At 62.2% G+C, this 16,930-nt stretch carries 9 protein-coding genes and 1 tRNA gene; 6 read left to right on the forward strand and 4 right to left on the reverse strand.

Annotated features, from left to right (window positions below):
* The first annotated feature begins 11 nt into the window (after positions 1–11).
* From H8B14_RS01745 to H8B14_RS01755, 3 genes are all read left to right on the forward strand, one after another.
* Positions 12–2,552, forward strand: coding sequence for a PEP/pyruvate-binding domain-containing protein (locus H8B14_RS01745; RefSeq protein WP_187313906.1), 2,541 nt, complete (start codon positions 12–14; stop codon positions 2,550–2,552).
* A 28-nt stretch (positions 2,553–2,580) separates the two neighbouring features.
* Complete coding sequence (locus H8B14_RS01750) at positions 2,581–3,648, forward strand: hypothetical protein (RefSeq protein ID WP_187313907.1); 1,068 nt, start codon at positions 2,581–2,583, stop codon at positions 3,646–3,648.
* Positions 3,649–3,788: 140 nt separating this feature from the next.
* Positions 3,789–6,017 carry an efflux RND transporter permease subunit gene (locus H8B14_RS01755; RefSeq protein WP_187313908.1) on the forward strand — a complete coding sequence of 743 codons (2,229 nt, stop codon included), beginning with the start codon at positions 3,789–3,791 and terminating at the stop codon, positions 6,015–6,017.
* 114 nt (positions 6,018–6,131) lie between these two features.
* Here H8B14_RS01755 and H8B14_RS01760 read toward each other — a convergent pair whose 3' ends face one another.
* The 4 genes from H8B14_RS01760 to H8B14_RS01775 form a co-directional block, all read right to left on the reverse strand.
* Entirely contained in the window at positions 6,132–8,978 is a 2,847-nt protein-coding gene (locus H8B14_RS01760; RefSeq protein ID WP_187313909.1) for a TonB-dependent receptor, read from the reverse strand.
* Between the two features lie 208 nt (positions 8,979–9,186).
* Positions 9,187–11,967, reverse strand: a complete 2,781-nt coding sequence (locus tag H8B14_RS01765) for a TonB-dependent receptor (protein ID WP_187313910.1) — start codon at positions 11,965–11,967, stop codon at positions 9,187–9,189.
* A 676-nt stretch (positions 11,968–12,643) separates the two neighbouring features.
* Entirely contained in the window at positions 12,644–13,357 is a 714-nt protein-coding gene (locus H8B14_RS01770) for an SIMPL domain-containing protein (protein ID WP_187313911.1), read from the reverse strand.
* Positions 13,358–13,363: 6 nt separating this feature from the next.
* Positions 13,364–14,503: a cystathionine gamma-synthase gene (locus H8B14_RS01775; protein WP_187313912.1), complete on the reverse strand. Its 1,140-nt coding sequence runs from the start codon at positions 14,501–14,503 to the stop codon at positions 13,364–13,366.
* 242 nt (positions 14,504–14,745) lie between these two features.
* Between H8B14_RS01775 and H8B14_RS01780 the strand changes: the two genes are divergently transcribed.
* The 3 genes from H8B14_RS01780 (at position 14,746) to H8B14_RS01790 (ending at position 16,614) form a co-directional block, all read left to right on the forward strand.
* Positions 14,746–15,588 (forward strand): DUF2167 domain-containing protein, encoded by an 843-nt coding sequence (locus tag H8B14_RS01780; protein ID WP_187313913.1) that lies wholly within the window; start codon positions 14,746–14,748, stop codon positions 15,586–15,588.
* Between the two features lie 96 nt (positions 15,589–15,684).
* The gene (locus H8B14_RS01785; RefSeq protein ID WP_187313914.1) at positions 15,685–16,395 is read left to right on the forward strand and encodes a TVP38/TMEM64 family protein; all 711 of its coding nucleotides are present in this window, start codon (positions 15,685–15,687) and stop codon (positions 16,393–16,395) included.
* Between the two features lie 145 nt (positions 16,396–16,540).
* Positions 16,541–16,614: transfer RNA gene (locus H8B14_RS01790), tRNA-Arg, on the forward strand.
* The last annotated feature ends 316 nt before the right edge of the window (positions 16,615–16,930 follow it).

Raw genomic sequence — 16,930 nt, forward strand, 5'->3', positions numbered from 1 at the left:
ACCCAAACCCCATGGTTCTTCACGGTTCTCTGCTGCCCACTCAGTACACCATCGGCCACAAGGCGCGCGGGTTGTTCCGCCTGCAGGCGGCGGGCATGCGTGTGCCGGAGTTCTTGGTGCTGCCCGCCGAAACTTTTGATGCGCTGCTAGCCGCCCCGGATGCCATTCAGCAGCGGCAGCGGCTGCAGGAGTTTCAGCTGCCCGCCACCGATCAGCAAGCCATCCGGCAGGTGCTGGCGGGCTGGGGCTTTCCGGCGCAACCGGTGGTGGTGCGCTCCTCGGTGGCCGATGAGGACGGCGCGGGTGCTTCGTTTGCGGGGCTTATGGATTCGTTTCTGAATCTGACGTCGGAGGCGGCGGTGTGGGCGGCGGTGGGGCGGTGCGCGGCCAGCGCCTACTCTGAGCGGGCTCTGGCCTACCGTCAACAAAAGCAGCTACCGTTGGTGGCGCGGCCGGCCGTCATCATTCAGCGGCAGCTGGCCGCCGAAGTGAGCGGCGTGGTGTTTTCCACCTTCCCGGAGTACCCGCAGGAAATGGCCATTCACGCCGTTTGGGGCTTCGGAGAGGGGTTGGTGGGCGGCCAGCTGGAACCCGACGAGTTCTACCTCAACAAGCGTACCGGCGGCGCCTGCCATACCAAGCTGGCCACCAAGGACACGCAGTTTCAGTGTGCCAGCAGCGCCGATGGGCTGCAGCAAACCCCTGTGCCCACTGACCACCAGCACGCCGCCTGCCTCACAGAACCTCAGCTGGCGGAGCTGTTTGCGGCGGCCACGCAACTGGAACAGCAATTCGGCCAGCCCCAGGACCTGGAGTTTGTGCTAGAAGCCGGCCAGCCGTGGCTGGTGCAGGCGCGGCCCATCACGCAGCCGATGCCGGAGGTGGTGGTCTACGATAACTCCAACATCCAGGAAAGCTACTGTGGGGTCACGACACCACTCACGTTCAGCTTTGCGCAACGTGCCTACGCCACGGTGTACCGCCAGACCATGCACGTGCTGGGTTTGCCGCCGGCGCGTATTCAGGCCCAAGAAAGCACCGTCACGCAGCTATTGGGGCTGGTGAAGGGGCGCATCTATTACAACATCAACAACTGGTACCGCGGCTTGCAGCTGTTGCCTTCCTTCCGGCAAAACAAGGCCGATATGGAGCGCATGATGGGCGTGGAAGAGCCCGTGGATTTCGTAGTCAGCCAGCAGAAAACGCTGGGCGCCACGCTCCAACTGCTACCTGGTCTGGCCCTGAATCTGTTGCGGCTGCTGCGGGCCTTCGGGCAGCTGAAGAAGCGCGTTCCGGATTTTCACGCGCACTTCCGGGCGCAGTATCAGCGATTCTACGCCCTGCCGCTGGCCACGCTCAGCGGGGCCGAGCTGCGGCAGCAAAAAGATATCCTGGATGCGCAGCTGCTGCAAAACTGGACCACGCCCATCATCAACGACTTCTTCGTGATGACCACCAACGGCCGCGTGAATCGGGGTTTGCAGCGGGCCGGCATCACGCAGCCCGATGAGTTTCTGAGCCGGTATCTGTCCGGCGACCAGCAGGTGGCCAGCACCCAGCCCACCCGCCAGCTGCAGGCCCTGGCCCGCGCCGCGTGGCCCCAGGCCGCCCTGCGCGAGCTGGTGCTGGCCGCCCCGCCCGATCTACACGCCCAGGTGGCCCAACTGGCGCCGGATTTTCACCGGGCCGTGGAAGAGTTCATCGGGCAGTACGGCGACCGGACGGTGGGCGAGCTGAAGCTGGAAACGGCCACCATGCGCGTGGAGCCCGCCGTGTTCTACCAGTACCTGCGCAACTTCCTGCTGGCGCCTCCCGCCCCGGAAACTGAGGCTGGTAGCGCCCTGCAGCAGCAGGCCCGGCAGGAACTAGCCAATAGGCTGACGGGCCGCAGCCGCTGGTTTCGGTGGCGGCTGCAGCGCAACCTCAACCAACTGCAGCTGGCCATCCGGCAGCGCGAAGCGCTACGGCTGGAACGCACGCGGCTGTTTGGCATGTACCGGGCGCTCTACCGGGCCATGGGCGCGCAACTCACGCAACGTGGCCAGCTTGCCGCTACCGAAGACGTGTTCTGGCTGACGGAGCCGGAACTGCTGGCCGCCCTGGCCGACGGCACCGCGCCACTGCTGCCACTGGTAGCCAAGCGCCGCCGCGAGTTCCGGCAGTACGCTCAGGAAGACGTGCCGGCCCGCGTGACGATGCCCGCCCGCCCCACCGCTGCCCCGCCCCTGCCCGAAGGCGCCCTAGCTGGCACCGGCTGCTACCCTGGCGTGGCTGAAGGCGCGGTGGTCGTCATCACCGACCCCGGCGGCGACCTGAACGTGACCGGCAAAATCGTGTGTGCCCTGCGCACCGACCCCGGCTGGGCCGCCTTGTTTCCAATGTGCCGCGGCGTCATCATCGAAAAAGGCTCGTCGTTGTCGCACTCCGTGATTCTGCTGCGCGAGCTGGGCATCCCCACCATCATCAACGTGCCGCATATCACGCAACGCCTCCGCACCGGCCAGCACATTCGCCTCAACGGCGAAACCGGCCAGATTAAGATGGTGGAGTAACGCCTACTTTACGCTCTATTCTCCTCCTATGATCCCCATCCACCAGCTGCCGTTTCAGGACCATTTGCCGGATTCGTTCTTCCAGATTCCCGTCCCGATTTACGCAGCATTGCCTTATCAGCCGCAGGAGGATGCAGCGGCCGTGCGGCAGCTGTTCCGGCAGGAACTGGAGCGCAACGACATCGTGCTGCTCACCAACCACACGCAGCTGCGGCTGGTGGGCATCTTCCCGAAGGACAGCCGCACCGCGTATTTCGGGTATTGGGAAACCGTGGACGATGTGGCACTGAACGAGGCAGCATTTGCGCAGCTGCAGCTGGCCGCCCGACAGCGCGGCTACACGCACCTGCAGGGGCCACTCAACTTCAACACCTACCACCCCTACCGCCTGCGCCTGGGTGCGGCGCCTTCCTGGCAGCACTTCGACCGGGAGCCGGTCAACCCGGCCTACTATCCGGGCCTGCTGGAGCAGCTGGGTTTTGCGCCCGTCCTCACCTTTGAAAGCCGCCTGATTGCGCCCGCCACGGTGCCGGCCGTGTACCAGGACAAGGCCAGCCTGCTGGCCGCCGTCCGGAGTCTGCCCTACGAGTTTATTCCGCTTACACCAGTCAGTTGGCCGGAGCATGAGGAAGCCATTTTTGAGCTGGTGCACCAGATTTTCAGTGCTAACCCGGCCTACCAGCCCATTCCGAAAAGCCAGTTCCGGCAGCTCTACAACGCCGAATACGCCGCCAAGCTGTGCCCGCACACCTCGGTATTGCTGCGCGAAAAAGCGCACGGCCGCCTGGTGGCGCTCAGCCTTTGCCACCCTAACTACGCGCCTCTGCACCTTGGCACCGAGCCGCCCAATTTCCAGCGCGACTATCCACGCCTGCCGCGCCGAACAATGCTGGCCAAAACTATCGGCGTACACCCCGATTTTCGCAATCAGCAGCTGATGAGCTACCTGGGCGCCTACGGCATGCTGACGTTCCGCGACCTGTACGACGAGGCCATTTTCTGCCTGATGCGCTCCGACAACTTCTCTCTGCATTTCACCGACGGCCTGCCCGCCGAAACCGCCCACTACGCGCTGTATGAGCTGGCACTGAACTGAGCTTGTTTGTAACGCGGCGCTGTCATTCCGACACAGGAAGAATCTCGCCAGGCTACTAGAATTACTATTCAGGCAAGATTCCTCCTGCATCGGAATAACAGGCACGGCTCGGAACGATAATTAACCCCTCTATCCAAATCATGCTCCACCTCTACCGAATCCGCTACCTGCTCCTGCTGCTGATTGTGGCGGCTTGCGTGGCGTTGTGGCCCGGCGTGCAGGCTGCTATGGTGGTCGATAATAGCTTGGCTACGTGGTTTCTGCAGGACGACCCGGCATTGCGCGAATACCGCGCCTTTCAGCAACGCTTCGGCAACGACGAAGTGGTGATTCTGGCCGTGCATGATACGCAGCCGGTGCTTACGCCCGCGTATCTGGCGGCCTTTCGCAACCTCACCCGCGAGCTGGGAGCCCTGCCGGCCGTAGCGGGCGTGAACGGCCCCGGCAACACCCAGCTGCCCGGCCGGGGCTTGGCCGGCACCTCACAGCCACTACTGGCGGCTGGCACCACAGCGGCTGAAGTGCGGCGGGCGCTGCAGCCGCTGCCCACGTTGCGCCAAAGCCTGTTTTCCAACGACTTCACCACGGCGCGCTTCATCATCCAACTGCACCAGCGGCCCGACTTCGACGACCGGCGCGGCGAGATTCTGGCGCAGGTGCAGCAAGTGGTATACCGGTATTTCCGGCCGGAGCAGGCGCATCTGGGCGGCGTAGGCATCGTGTATGCGGGTCTGAATGCGTTGTCGCAGCACGATTTTGGGCTGTTCTTGGGGCTGGGCTACCTGCTGATGTTTGGGGTACTGCTGCTTGTCTACCGCAACCTGCTGCTGCTGGTGTACACGCTGGGCATTGTGGGGCTGGCCACTTACGTTACGTTTGGGGTGTATGGGGCGCTGGGCTACCGCGTAAACCTGATGACCGTGCTGCTGCCCATCGTGCTGATTCTGCTGGGCATCATGGATGCCATGCATGTCATTAATGAGCGCAACCGCCTGCGCACACCCACCAGCCCCGCCCGCCACGACGCGCTGCAGGCTTTGCGCAACGTGTTTGCGCCTTGCCTGTTCACCATGCTCACCACTGTGGCGGGTTTTCTGGCGCTGCTGTCGTGCCCGATGGCTATTCTGCGCAATTTTGGGGTGTTTGCGGCGCTGGGCATTGCGCTGTGCTTGCTGTTCACATTTGTGCTGGGCGTACTGCTGCTGCCACTGGCCAAAGCCCCGGCCCGCACTGCCGCCGCCACACACTCGGCCGCCAACCGCACGGTGGCTTTCTACCATTATCTGCTGGCCCGGCCGCGCTTTTTCGCCGCACTTTCCGTGCTACTCACGCTGGCACTGGCCGCCGGCCTGTCCCGCCTCCGTTCCGACACCTACACGCTTGGCTACCTGCCCGCCACCCACCGCGTCGTCGCGGACCATGAGGCCATTGAAGCCAGCTGGGGGCCCTACATGCCGCTGGAGCTGCTGGTGGAGCCCCGCCCCGGCCACGCCCTGTCGGACGTAGCCGTGGTGCAGGCCACCTTCGCCTTCGCCGACTCGGTGCGCCAGCTTTCCGGCGTGGGCCAGGTAACCGGGTTTCACTCGCTCTATCAGGCCGGATTGGAAGCGCAGGTTGGTGGCAAAGCCGCCCGCCTGCGCGCCAGCCAGGGCGCTTTGCACGCGGTAGAGCGGCAACTGAAACAAAACTATCCGAAGCTGCTGGCCCAGTTTGTGCACGAGCCTTCCGGCACCGGGCGCGTCACGGTTTCGGGCCGGATGCTGTCGGCGCGGCAGCTCACGGCCAAGGTGGATACGCTGCTAACAGTGGCGCGCGCCACGCTGGGGCCGGTGGCTACGGTGCGGGCTGCCGGCTACCAGCCGCTCTACGCCAACATTGTGGCCTACGTCACGGAGTCCCAAACCAACAGCTTGCTGCTGTCGTTCGGGCTGGTGTTCGGGTTGACGTGGGCGTTCATTCGCAGCTTCCGGCTGGCGCTGCTCACGGTGGTGCCCAACCTGTTTCCGGTGCTGGTGCTGCTGGGCGCCATGGGCTGGCTGGGCATTCCGCTCGACACGGCCACGGCCAGCATTGCTTCCATCGTGCTCAGCTTGTGCGTCGATGACACCATCCACTTCGTGTACAGCTACCAGCAGCACCGCCGCCACGGCTTCACGCCCGCCCAGGCCCGCCTCACCACCATTGCGCACGTCGGTCCCACCATCGTGCTAACCAGCGTAGTGCTGTTTCTGGGCTACGCCGTCATGACGCTGGGCTCCCTGAAAACGGTGCAGTTGTTTGGCTCACTCACGGCCATTGCTGTGGCCGGCGCCTTCTACGGAGAGCTGGTTATATTTCCATTGGTGCTGAAAAGATTCGACCCGGAGTAACGTGGAGTGGCACCCCGAAAACAAATAACGCGAGTACCCGGCACCGCGCCATTTGCGCCAATGCCAGATACTCGCGTTGCCCGTTTGCGGAGTGCCACTCCACGTTACTTTTCCCTACTTACCCAGCGTCACGTTCACGCGGCCGAAATAGAAGGCGCCGTTGAAGCCGAATTGGTTGGGATTATAAAGTGTGCGGCCGCGGTTGGTGTTGTCGAGGTTGGAAGCGTAGCTGGTACCATCCACGGCAAAGTTGCTGGCGTTGTTGCGCGCATTCACACGGTACTTGTCGGGGTAGACGTTGAACAGATTGTTGGCGCCCACAGCCAGCTGCAGCTGCGGCAGCAACTGGTACGTCACGGTAGCGTCCGTCACCCACTTGGCCGAAAACGTCTGGTCGATGCTGGAAAACAAGAATGGGTTGGGGTTGGCCTGGGTAGGCACGGGGTCCACGCGGGCGTCGCGGAACACTACCTCACCGAAGCGCACGGTGCGCAGCTCCAGGCCCAGCTTGCTGAGCGTGTAGTTGGCGGCCAGCACAATCTTGCTGCGCGGCTGGGCGTCTTCGAGGCGGCCGGTTTGCTGGCGGTCAAAGAAGATGGTGCGCAGTGTGGGGTCTTCGAGCTGGCTGGGTACGTTCACGCTTTGCACCTTGGTTTCCGTGAAGTTGGCAGCGGCCGTCAAACTCAGCGTGCTGGTTTCCGAGAGCGTCAGCCGCTCGTTGGCCACAATATCAAGGCCGCGGGTGCGGGTATCGATGGCGTTGGCGAAAAACTGCACAATACCCACGTCCGTGGCTCCGGCTGCATTCAGGTAGCCGGCCACCAGGGCATTGGCACGGCTGAACTGCGAGCTGAGCGCAATCCGGTCGTTGATGTCAATCTGGTAGGCATCCACGGTGAGCGTGATGGTGCGCAGCAGCCGCGCCGTGAGGCCCAGGCTGTAGTTGCGGGATGTTTCCTGCTTCAAAGAGCCCACGCCAAACTGCCGCACGATGGGGTTTTCGTTGTTGGCCGTCAGCACGGTTTGGGGGGCGCCCTGCACAAACTGGGTGCTTTGGTTGGTGAAGTAGCGCTGCTGCAGCGAAGGCGCCCGGAAGCCGTTGCCGAGGTTGCCGCGCAAGGCCACATCCTCCAGAATATTCAGCCGTACGCCTACCCGGCCGCTCACGTTGGAGCCGAAGTCGGAGTAGTCCTCGGCGCGGCCGGCCAAACTCACCAGCAGGCGGCGGCTGATGTCGCTTTCCACCTCAGCGTAGCCGGCCACGTTGGTGCGCGAGCGGGTCAGCTCGTTGCTGGGCTGGAATCCCGGAAACACCTGGGCGCCGGCCGCAGCGGGCCCAAACGTGGGCGTACCGTTGGCGGCGGTGCCCGTGCGCACCGTGCGGCCCTGGCCGTTGATGCCGTTGGCGTAGGAGGCCGGGTCACCGGCCTCAATCTGGTACTGGTCGTCGCGGTACTCGCCACCGAAGGCCACGCTCAGCGTTTCCAGGAAGCCCAGCTCGCGGTATTGCCGCGAAAAGCCTAGGTTGGTGGTGTTCTGCCGGAAGTAGATGCGGCCGGCGTAGAACTCGCGCGGGCTGGTGCCGGTCGGCAACGAGGCATTCACGGAATTGGTGACGTCGAAATCCATGCCGTTGGAGCCCCACACGTTGCTCAAATCCCAGCTGAAGCCCAGCACCTTGCCCCGCACGCCCGCCAGCACCGACCGGTCAATCAGCGTGGGCTCGATAAGGGGCAGAAAACCGTTGGGGTAGTACGTGGAGTCGGTTTGGGCGCTGAAGCGGCCGGGCAGGCGGGCAAAGCCGGCGGCCTGGCCCTCGCGCCGCATCAGGCCGGCCGTGAGGTAGGCCTCCAAGCCCAGCGACTCGCTCAGCGTGTAGCCCGCGTTCAGAAAGCCGCCGTAGTTGACCTGGTCGGAGTTGCCAAAGCGCAGGTTGCGCCGGTCGTAGCCGCGGCTGGCGGCCAGCGCGTCGTCGCGGCGCTTGAGGTCCTGGCGCAGGGCGGGCGTGTTGGCGTTGGCGGGGTAGTTGCCGTTGTTGTCGCCGAGGTAGATGAGCGGGGCCGTGTCCACGCCGCTGCGGTTGGTGAAGCCCCGGTTGCTGTACTGCCCGCTCACGTCCACAAAGCCCCGGCCACCCAGCCCCAGCCCCACGTTGGCATCGGCCTGAAACAGCTCACCGTCGCTTTCCACGGTCTGGCCAACGGTACTGCTGGCTGTTACGCCCACGCTGTCGTCTTTGAGCTGCACGTTAATAACGCCGGCAATGGCGTCGGAGCCGTAGAGGGCCGCCGCGCCGTCGCGCAGCACTTCAATCCGCTTGATGCTGGCCACCGGAATCGTGTTCAGGTCGGTACCTACCGAGCCGCGGCCCACGGTGCCGTTCACGTTCACCAGGGCCTGGTTGTGGCGGCGCTTGCCGTTCACGAGTACAAGCACCTGGTCGGGGCCGAGGCCGCGCAAGGAGGCCGGGTCGAGGTGGTCGGTGCCATCGGCAATGGTTTGGCGGCTGCTCTGGAACGACGGCGCCGTAAACGTAAGCACCTGCCCCACATCGGTCTGGGCAAAGGCCCGGATTTCGCGCGACGAAATAACGTCCACCGGAGCGGTAGTCTGGATATTGGAGCGGCCCTCCGTGGCTCGCGAGCCGGTCACAACTACCTCGTTCAAATCAGTAGCGGCGTCCACGAGGCGTACATCCAGCGTGGTGCGGCCATTCACGGGCACTTGCTGGGTGGCCGCGCCCACCGCCGAAAACGTGAGTGTGGCCGTGCCGGGCACCTCCAGGCTGAATCGGCCGTTGGCATCGGTGCTGGTGCCGTTGCTGGTGCCGCGCTCCAGCACGGTCACGCCGGGCTGGGCGCCGCTGCTGCCCGTCACGCGGCCCGTCACCGTGATTTTCTGGGCCTGGGCCTGCGCTACTACGGCTACCATGGCCAGGGGTAAGAGAAGAAGTTTTTTCATACGCCAGAGAAAAATAGAAAGTGAAATACTGCGGCAGTCAAGGTCAGCACCTGTGCCCGACCTGAATAGAAATCAATATAGCCATAGAAAAAGCACATTTCCTGCATAAGCCTTGCGCCACGCCGCCATAGGTTGCGCCTGAACGGCTACCCCACAACAAAAAAGCCGCCCAGCGCAATGCCAGGCGGCTTTTTCAGAACGATGAAACTTACAAAGTCAGGTTGAGGCGGCCAAAATAGAAGGCGCCGCTGTAGCCGAACTGGTTGGAGCTGTACAGAAACCGGCCCCGGTTGGTGGCGTCGAGGGTGGAGTAAGTCAGGCTTTGCGGATTGTTGTTGGGGTCTTGGTAGAGCCGGTCGGGGTACACGTCGAACAGGTTGTTCACGCCTATGCTTACGCCCACGTTCTTGAGCACCTGCGCGCTGAGCACGAAATCGGTAATCCATTTGGCCGAAAACGTCTGGTCGATGAAGGCGCGGTCGGGGTTGGCGTCCTTGGTCTGCACCTCGCCGAAGCGCACGGTGCGCAGGTTCAGCGCAAAGATTTTGTAGCCATAGTCGGCGCTGAGGTTGATTTTGCTGCGCGGCTGGCCGTTTTCGAGGCGCGCCCGCTGGGCCCGGTCGAAGAGCGTGTTTTGCAGCGTGGGGTTGGCATCAATGAAGCTGGAGCTGTTGAAGCTGCGCACGGTGGTGGCGTTGAAGTTGGCGGCCGCCGTCAGGGTCAGGCGGCTTTCGGCGCCCAGGTTCAGGCGCTCATTGGCTACCACGTCGAGGCCACGGGTGCGGGTATTCACGGCGTTGGCGAAGAACTGAATGCCCTGCACCGGCAGCGTGCCCAGAATCTGGGCTACGGCCGGGTTGCCCCGGTTGTACTGGCTGCTGAGCACGATTCGGTCCCGGATATCAATCTGGTAGGCATCCACGGTGAGCGTGATAGTGCGCAACACCCGCGCCGTGAGGCCCAGGCTGTAGTTCGTGGATTTCTCCTGCTTCAAAGAGCCAATGCCGAAGGCGCGCGTGAGCGGGCTGTCGTTGTTGGTGGTCAGCACTTCGCGCAGCTCGCCGCTGTTGAACTGGGTGCTGGAGTTGGTGAAGTAGCGCTGCTGCAGCGAAGGCGCCCGGAAGCCATTACTGAGGGCCCCGCGCACCGCCACGTCGGGCAGTATGCTGTAGCGAGCCGCCAGCTTGCCGCTCACGTTGCCCCCAAAATCGGAGTAACGCTCGGCGCGGCCGGCCACGCTCACCAACAGCTTTTCGGTCAGGTCACTTTCCAGGTCAATGTAGCCGGCTACGTTGGTGCGCGACCGGTCCGTGGCATCCTGGGGCCGGTAGCCGGCAAAACCCTGCGAGCCGGCCGCCGCATAGGTAGCCGCCGTGCTGCCGGAGGCCGGCGTGATGATCCGCCCCTGCTCGTTGATGCCGTTGGCGTAGGAGCCCAGCTCGCCGGCCTTAATCTGGAAGTTATCCACCCGGAATTCACCGCCGAAGGCCACGTTGAGCGTGCTCAGCACCGGCAGCTCCAAGAACTTGCGCGAGAAGCCCAGGTTCACGGTGTTCTGCTGAAACAGCAGCTCGCCGGCGTAAAACTCACTAGGGCTAGAACCCAGCGGCAGCGAGGCGTTGAGCGTGTTGCTGATGTCGTAGCGCAAACTGTTGCGGCCGTAGGTGTTGCTCAAATCGGCCTGGAAGCCCAGCACCCGGCCACGCACGCCCGTAATCAGCGAGGCGTCATCCACGCTGCTGTTGATGAACGGCAGGAAGCCGTTCGGGTAGAGGCCCAGGTCGATTTGAGTGGTTTGGCTGGGCAGGCGGTAAAGGGCGCCGCCGCGGCCGGTGCGGCGCGTGAGGCCGCCGGCCACGTAGGCTTCCAGCTCCTGAGCGGGCAGCAAGGTGTAAGCCGCGTTCAGGAAGCCGCCATAGGTGCGCGTGTCGGAAGCACCCACCCGAATGTTGCGGCGGTTGAAGCCGTTTTGAGCCACCAGCGCATCGTCCTGGGCTTTGAGGGCACGTTTCTGGTCGTCGGTGAGGCCACCGGGGTAGGTGCCGCCGGCCGTGCCGCGGTAAATGAGCGGAGCCGTGTCGGGCCCGCTGCGGTCGAAGTAGCTGCGGTTGCTGAACTGCCCGCTCACGTTCACGAAACCACGCTTGTTCAGCCCAAAACCGGCGTTGGCATCAGCCTGAAACAGCTGCCCGTCGCTCTCAGTGGTCTGGCCGGCGGTGCTGCTCACGCTCACGCCGGTGGTGTCATCCTTGAGCTGCATGTTGATGACGCCTGCAATGGCATCGGAGCCGTACTGGGCCGCCGCGCCGTCGCGCAGCACCTCAATCCGCTTGATGGCAGCCGGCGGAATAACGTTCATGTCGGTACCTACCGAGCCGCGGCCGGGCGTGCCGTTGATATTCACCAGCGCCGAGCTGTGGCGGCGCTTGCCGTTCACCAGCACCAGCACCTGGTCGGGCCCGAGGCCGCGCAGGGAGGCCGGGTCCACGAAGTCGGTGCCGTCCGTCACGGTCTGGCGCGTGCTCTGGAATGAAGGCGCGATGTACGTCAGAATCTGCGTAACGTCGGTTTGGGCATAGGCCTTGATTTCACGGGCCGAAATGACGTCCACCGGCGCCGTGGTCAGGATATTGGAGCGGCCCTCCGTGGCCCGCGAGCCAGTCACGACCACTTCGTTGAGGGCGGTTTGATTGTCAGCGAGGCGCACATCCAGCGTGGTGCGGCCGTTGAGCGGTACCTGCTGCGTCACGGAGCCAATGGCCGATATTATTAGCGTGGCGCCGGGCTGCACACTTAGGCGGTAGCGGCCCTCAGCATCGGTACTGGTGCCGTTGCTGGTGTTTTGTTCCAGCACCGTCACGCCGGGCTGGCCCTGGCCGGTGGTATTGGTTACGCGGCCCGTCACGGGCACGGTTTGGGCGAAAGTAGCATAGCTGGCCACCGACAAAGCCGTAACCAGGCCCAGCCGCGTTGCGGATAGATTGTTCATGAGAAAAACAGAAGAGGGAAGAAACAGGTCGCCGCGAAGCCACACAAAGCAGTCTGCAGCTGGCCAAAAACAGAAAATCAGAAAGGAAAGTCTGCTGATAAATCAGCACGGAAACGCGCTTAGCAGAGCAAGTCTATGCTGCCTACACGGCGGCGCAGACGCCGTTGGCAAGTGGCACGCCCGATACAGCGTGCTGCCTAAAGCCATGCGTGGTAGCCCTGCGCGCCGACACAAACCGCAGGGGTTGCGTTATGGCGCGCAAAGACACCCAAAAATCACTTCAACAAACCAACCAGAGGAGAAAACAGGCGGCGCTGCCGCCTTACTGCGCTAGCGCAGCACCACACACTACCAACAACAGCCACGCGCTACTACGGCGCCTAGAGGCGCAGGCAGAACATGGAAGAGTATTGAAATCAAACGATGGGTCAACTGGCTTTTCGGCGAAGAAAAAGCAGCTGAAAAAGTATTTTTCACGCGGCAAAAGTACAGTGCGGGCTTCGGAAAGCCAGCCAACACAGCTGCTGGCTGCCGAAACAACTCTGCTACTACCCGTTTCCCCCGCAATTTGTTTTCAGATGATGTGGCCTCCGCTACAGCTGTGCCCACCAGACACAAAAAAGGCAGGACCCTAGGGGCCCTGCCTTTCCGAATAGATAAAAGTGCCTAAAAGCGTTTATTGCACCTCATAGTCCACGTCGAAAGCAGCGCTTACACGGATGGCTCTCGGACTAACGGAGGCGCTTTCGGCGCTGCTCATTTGCTCTTCCAGCGTGCTGCCTCCGCGCATTTTCAGCAGTGCTTCTTCCCGGCTGCCGGGCGTGGGCCGGGTGGGCACCACTTCCCGCACCGCATGGGCACTGCCAAGCTGCAAACCCAGCTGCTGAGCAGTATACTGCGCCTTAGTGCGGGCATTGGCCAGCGCCAGACCCATCACCTCCAGCCGAAACGCCTCCAGGCGCGAGCTAAGCAGGCTGATTACCACTACTTCGTCGGCGCCGCTTTGCACCAGCTTGGGCAGCAGCTCATCCAGCAGCGCTGGCTTGTCGAGCACCAGCTTGTACTGCCGGGTGAGAGCAATGGTGGAGTTAGCCACTTTCGACATACCGTAGCCGCTGGCTACCACGTTGTACGTCGTAAGCTTCTCGGGCGCAACGCCGTATTCGCGCAGTACAGTCTGCAGGCGAGTTTGCTGCTCGCGGGCCCGGTCGGCGTCGCGCACGTTGTCGTTAGTGCGGTAGGTGAGCAGCAGCTCCGCCGTTTCAGGGGCCAGCTCGCGCATGGCAGTGCCGCGCACCTGCACCATTTTCGGTACCGACTGAGCAACAGCACCCACCACGGCCAGCAGAAACAGCGCCAGTAGCAGCGCCGGAGCCTTTATCTGTGTCATCCGGGCTTAGCCAATGGCTTGCTTGAGGTCGGCAATCAAATCTTCCACGTCCTCAATGCCCACGCTCAGGCGAATCAGCGAGTCGGAAAGGCCGGCCTTGCGGCGCTCCTCGGCCGGAATGCTGGCGTGCGTCATGGTGGCGGGGTGGCCCGAGAGGCTTTCCACGCCGCCCAGGCTTTCGGCCAAGGAAAACAGCTCAAACTTCTCCAGCACGGCCACGGCGTCCTCTTTCCGGTCGCCTTTGAGTACGAAGGAAATCATGCCGCCGAAGTCACGCATCTGCTTGGCCGCCACGGCGTGGTTGGGATGCTCCGCGAAGCCGGGCCAGAACACTTTTTCCACTTTGGAGTGGCTCTTGAGATACTCGGCCACGGCGCGGCCGTTTTCGCAATGGCGCTGCATGCGCAGGTGCAGGGTTTTGAGGCCGCGCAGCACCAGGAAGCAGTCCTGGGGGCCGGGCGTGCCGCCGCAGGCGTTCTGCAGAAACCGCAGCCGCTCGTGCAGCTCGTCGTCCTTCACAATCACGGCGCCCATCACCACGTCGGAGTGGCCGCCCATGTACTTGGTCAGCGAGTGCATCACCATGTCGGCGCCCAAATCCAGCGGCGTCTGCAGGTAAGGCGTCGAGAAGGTGTTGTCCACTACCAGCAGCGCGCCGGCCTTTTTGGCCACGGCGGCCGCTGCTTCAATGTCGATGACGTTGAGCAGCGGGTTCGTCGGCGTTTCCACCCAGATCAGCTTGGTATTGGCCGTCACTTTCTCTTCCACGGCTGCCATGTCGTGCATCGGCACGAAGTGAAACTTAATGCCGTAGTTGGCGAAAACCTTGGTGAAGATGCGGTAGGAGCCGCCGTACAGGTCGTTGGTGCTGATAACCTCGTCGCCGGGCTGCAGCAGCTTGATGATGCAGTCGATGGCGGCCATACCCGAGGCGAAAGCCAGGCCGTGTTGGCCGTTTTCCAGCGCCGCCAGCGCGTCCTGGAGCTGGGTGCGGGTAGGATTGTGCGTGCGCGAGTACTCGTAGCCTTTGTGGTCGCCGGGTGAGCTTTGCACATAGGTCGAGGTCTGGTAAATGGGCGTCATGATGGCCCCGGTGGTGGGGTCCGGGTGCACGCCGGCATGGATGGCTTTGGTTCCGAATTTCATCTGGTAAGACTAAGGTTCTGGGGAACTGGGGTTGGGACGGCAAAGGTAACTATGCGCCGCTAGCATTGCCTTGCTCTACGCCGACGGCAGCAAAGCCAGTCGGTTTATAACCAGCAGAATTTCACCTGGCTCTACCCGAATCTTCCGGGCAGCCACCTATCTTGTCTGCAAAATCTTATTCACACTTCTTCTTTATCTGCTTGAAAACACTCCTACTCCTATGGGCATTGCTGTGCCTGCCAATGGCCGTTTCTGCTGCCCCTACCCCACCAATCGATTTGCTGGATAGTGAGCGGCACTATATCGACTCGGTGCAGGCCAAGTTGCACTATCAGACCGGCCGCATCACGCTTCCCGACGACCTGGGCGCCATTACCGTGCCCGCCGGCTTCCGCTACCTCGATGCCAAGCAAAGCGAATATGTGCTGACCAAGCTCTGGGGCAACCCCAACGGCGAGTCGTTGGGCATGCTGTTTCCGGCTGACCGCGGCCCGCTCGACCCCAACAATTGGGCCTTCGCCGTGGAGTACGACCCCTCAGGCTACGTGGAAGACAGCGACGCTGCCGAAATCGACTACGACGACCTACTCGAGGACATGAAGTCCGACACCGAGGAAAGCAACGCCGAGCGTGAGGAGGCCGGCTTTGGCCGCATTATGCTCATTGGCTGGGCTGCCAAGCCCTTTTATGACGCCAAGCTCAACGTGCTGCACTGGGCCAAGGAGCTGCGCTTTGCCGGCACTGACTACAACACGCTCAACTACAACGTACGCGTGCTTGGCCGCAAAGGCGTGCTCAACCTCAACGCCATCGGCGACATGGGCCAGCTGCCGGAAATCCGGCGCAGCATCCCGCAGGTAATCAAGAGCGTGGAGTTTGCCAAAGGCCAGCAGTATGCCGACTTCGACCCCAAAATCGATGAGGTGGCAGCCTACGGCATCGGCGGCCTGGTGGCAGGCAAGGTGCTGGCCAAAGTGGGCGCCTTCGCCTTGGTGGCCAAGTTCTGGAAAGTAATTATTGCGGTGGTGGCCGGCGGCTGGGCCACTATCCGCCGGTTCTTCGGCGGTGGTAGCTCCGACGAGTAAGTAGGGCTTCCTCGCAATGCAGCCTTCTGCTGCTTTCTTACGTTCTACCTTCGGGCCGGCGCCTTCACGCCGGCCCGTTTGTTTTCCTTGCAGCCTATGGCTTTTCTCCGGGAGCTTTTCCAAAAAAACGCCTCTACTTTCCTTTCCATGGTGCTACTGGCCGGCTTGCCTTTTGTAGGCAGCTCGTCACTGGGCTTCATCCTCTACCAGAACCAGGACTTGCTGCAGAACCCCACGCTGCTGCAGGCGCTGCTGTACTTTGCCATCATTGGGGTAGCCATGGCCTTTTCGCTGATGCACACCACGCTGGCCGTCCTTATCACCGGGTTCTACTTCGGGTGGGCAGGCTTTCCGGGCATGATCATCGCCTACACGCTGGCGGCGCTCACCGGCTATCAAATAGCCTCCAGCCTCGACCACGGCAAGATGCTCGCGTTTCTGCAGCGCTTCCCCAAAGCCGCCGCCGTCATGCGCGAAATGAAAACCGACAGTTGGAAACTGGTTTTTCTGCTGCGCATTTCTCCTGTCACGCCGTTTGCGCTGATGACATTCATTCTGGCCGTCATGGGTGTAGACCGGCACCGGTTTCTGCTGGCGTCGGTAGTAGGGATGCTGCCGCGTAGCCTGTTTTTCTACTGGCTCGGCACCAAGGCACAAGACATCATGCTGCTACTCCGCGACCCAGGAACCGGCAATATGGGCAAAGTACTGGTCGTGGTGCTGGTGGGCGTGTCGTTGTTTGGTCTGTATTACCTGTTCAACCGCGCTATGCAGCGCGCATTACAGCAAGGCACAAAAAGCCAATAAAAAACTCCACTGAAATTCAGCATCTTGCAGTCTTTCGCGAAAAAAACCAGGTGAAATGCGGAAGCTTCCTTGCACCGCCGGAATTTTCCCTGCTATCTTTGCACAACCAAAACGGAGAAACGCTCCGCGAAATGGTAACAAAAACGGTTGTGTAGCTCAATTGGATAGAGCATCTGACTACGAATCAGAAGGTTTAAGGTTCGACTCCTTACACGACCACTAAAAGGGGCCCAGCTACTCGCTGAGGCCCCTTTTTCTTTTTTCAGTATTATTCTCAGTGGAAGATTAGCTGAAAATTATACCCGGCCTGACAAACTACCGCTTCATTACTATTCACCCTGCTCGGCACCAAATAAACTACCCCAGTTGCGTCAGCAGCCAGGGCAAGTTACAGGATGAATGAACGGGGCAAACAGTTCATCTAGCGATTCACGGCTTATTGACGAGCCGTCAGCGAATCGGCTGCAGGCGGGGTGGCTTTGGCGTGCAGGAGTAGCCCGAACAGCAGGAGCAGAAACGTAAGCGCGGGCATCCG

Origin of the sequence: Hymenobacter puniceus (assembly GCF_014333525.1) — a bacterium.
Lineage (GTDB): Bacteria > Bacteroidota > Bacteroidia > Cytophagales > Hymenobacteraceae > Hymenobacter.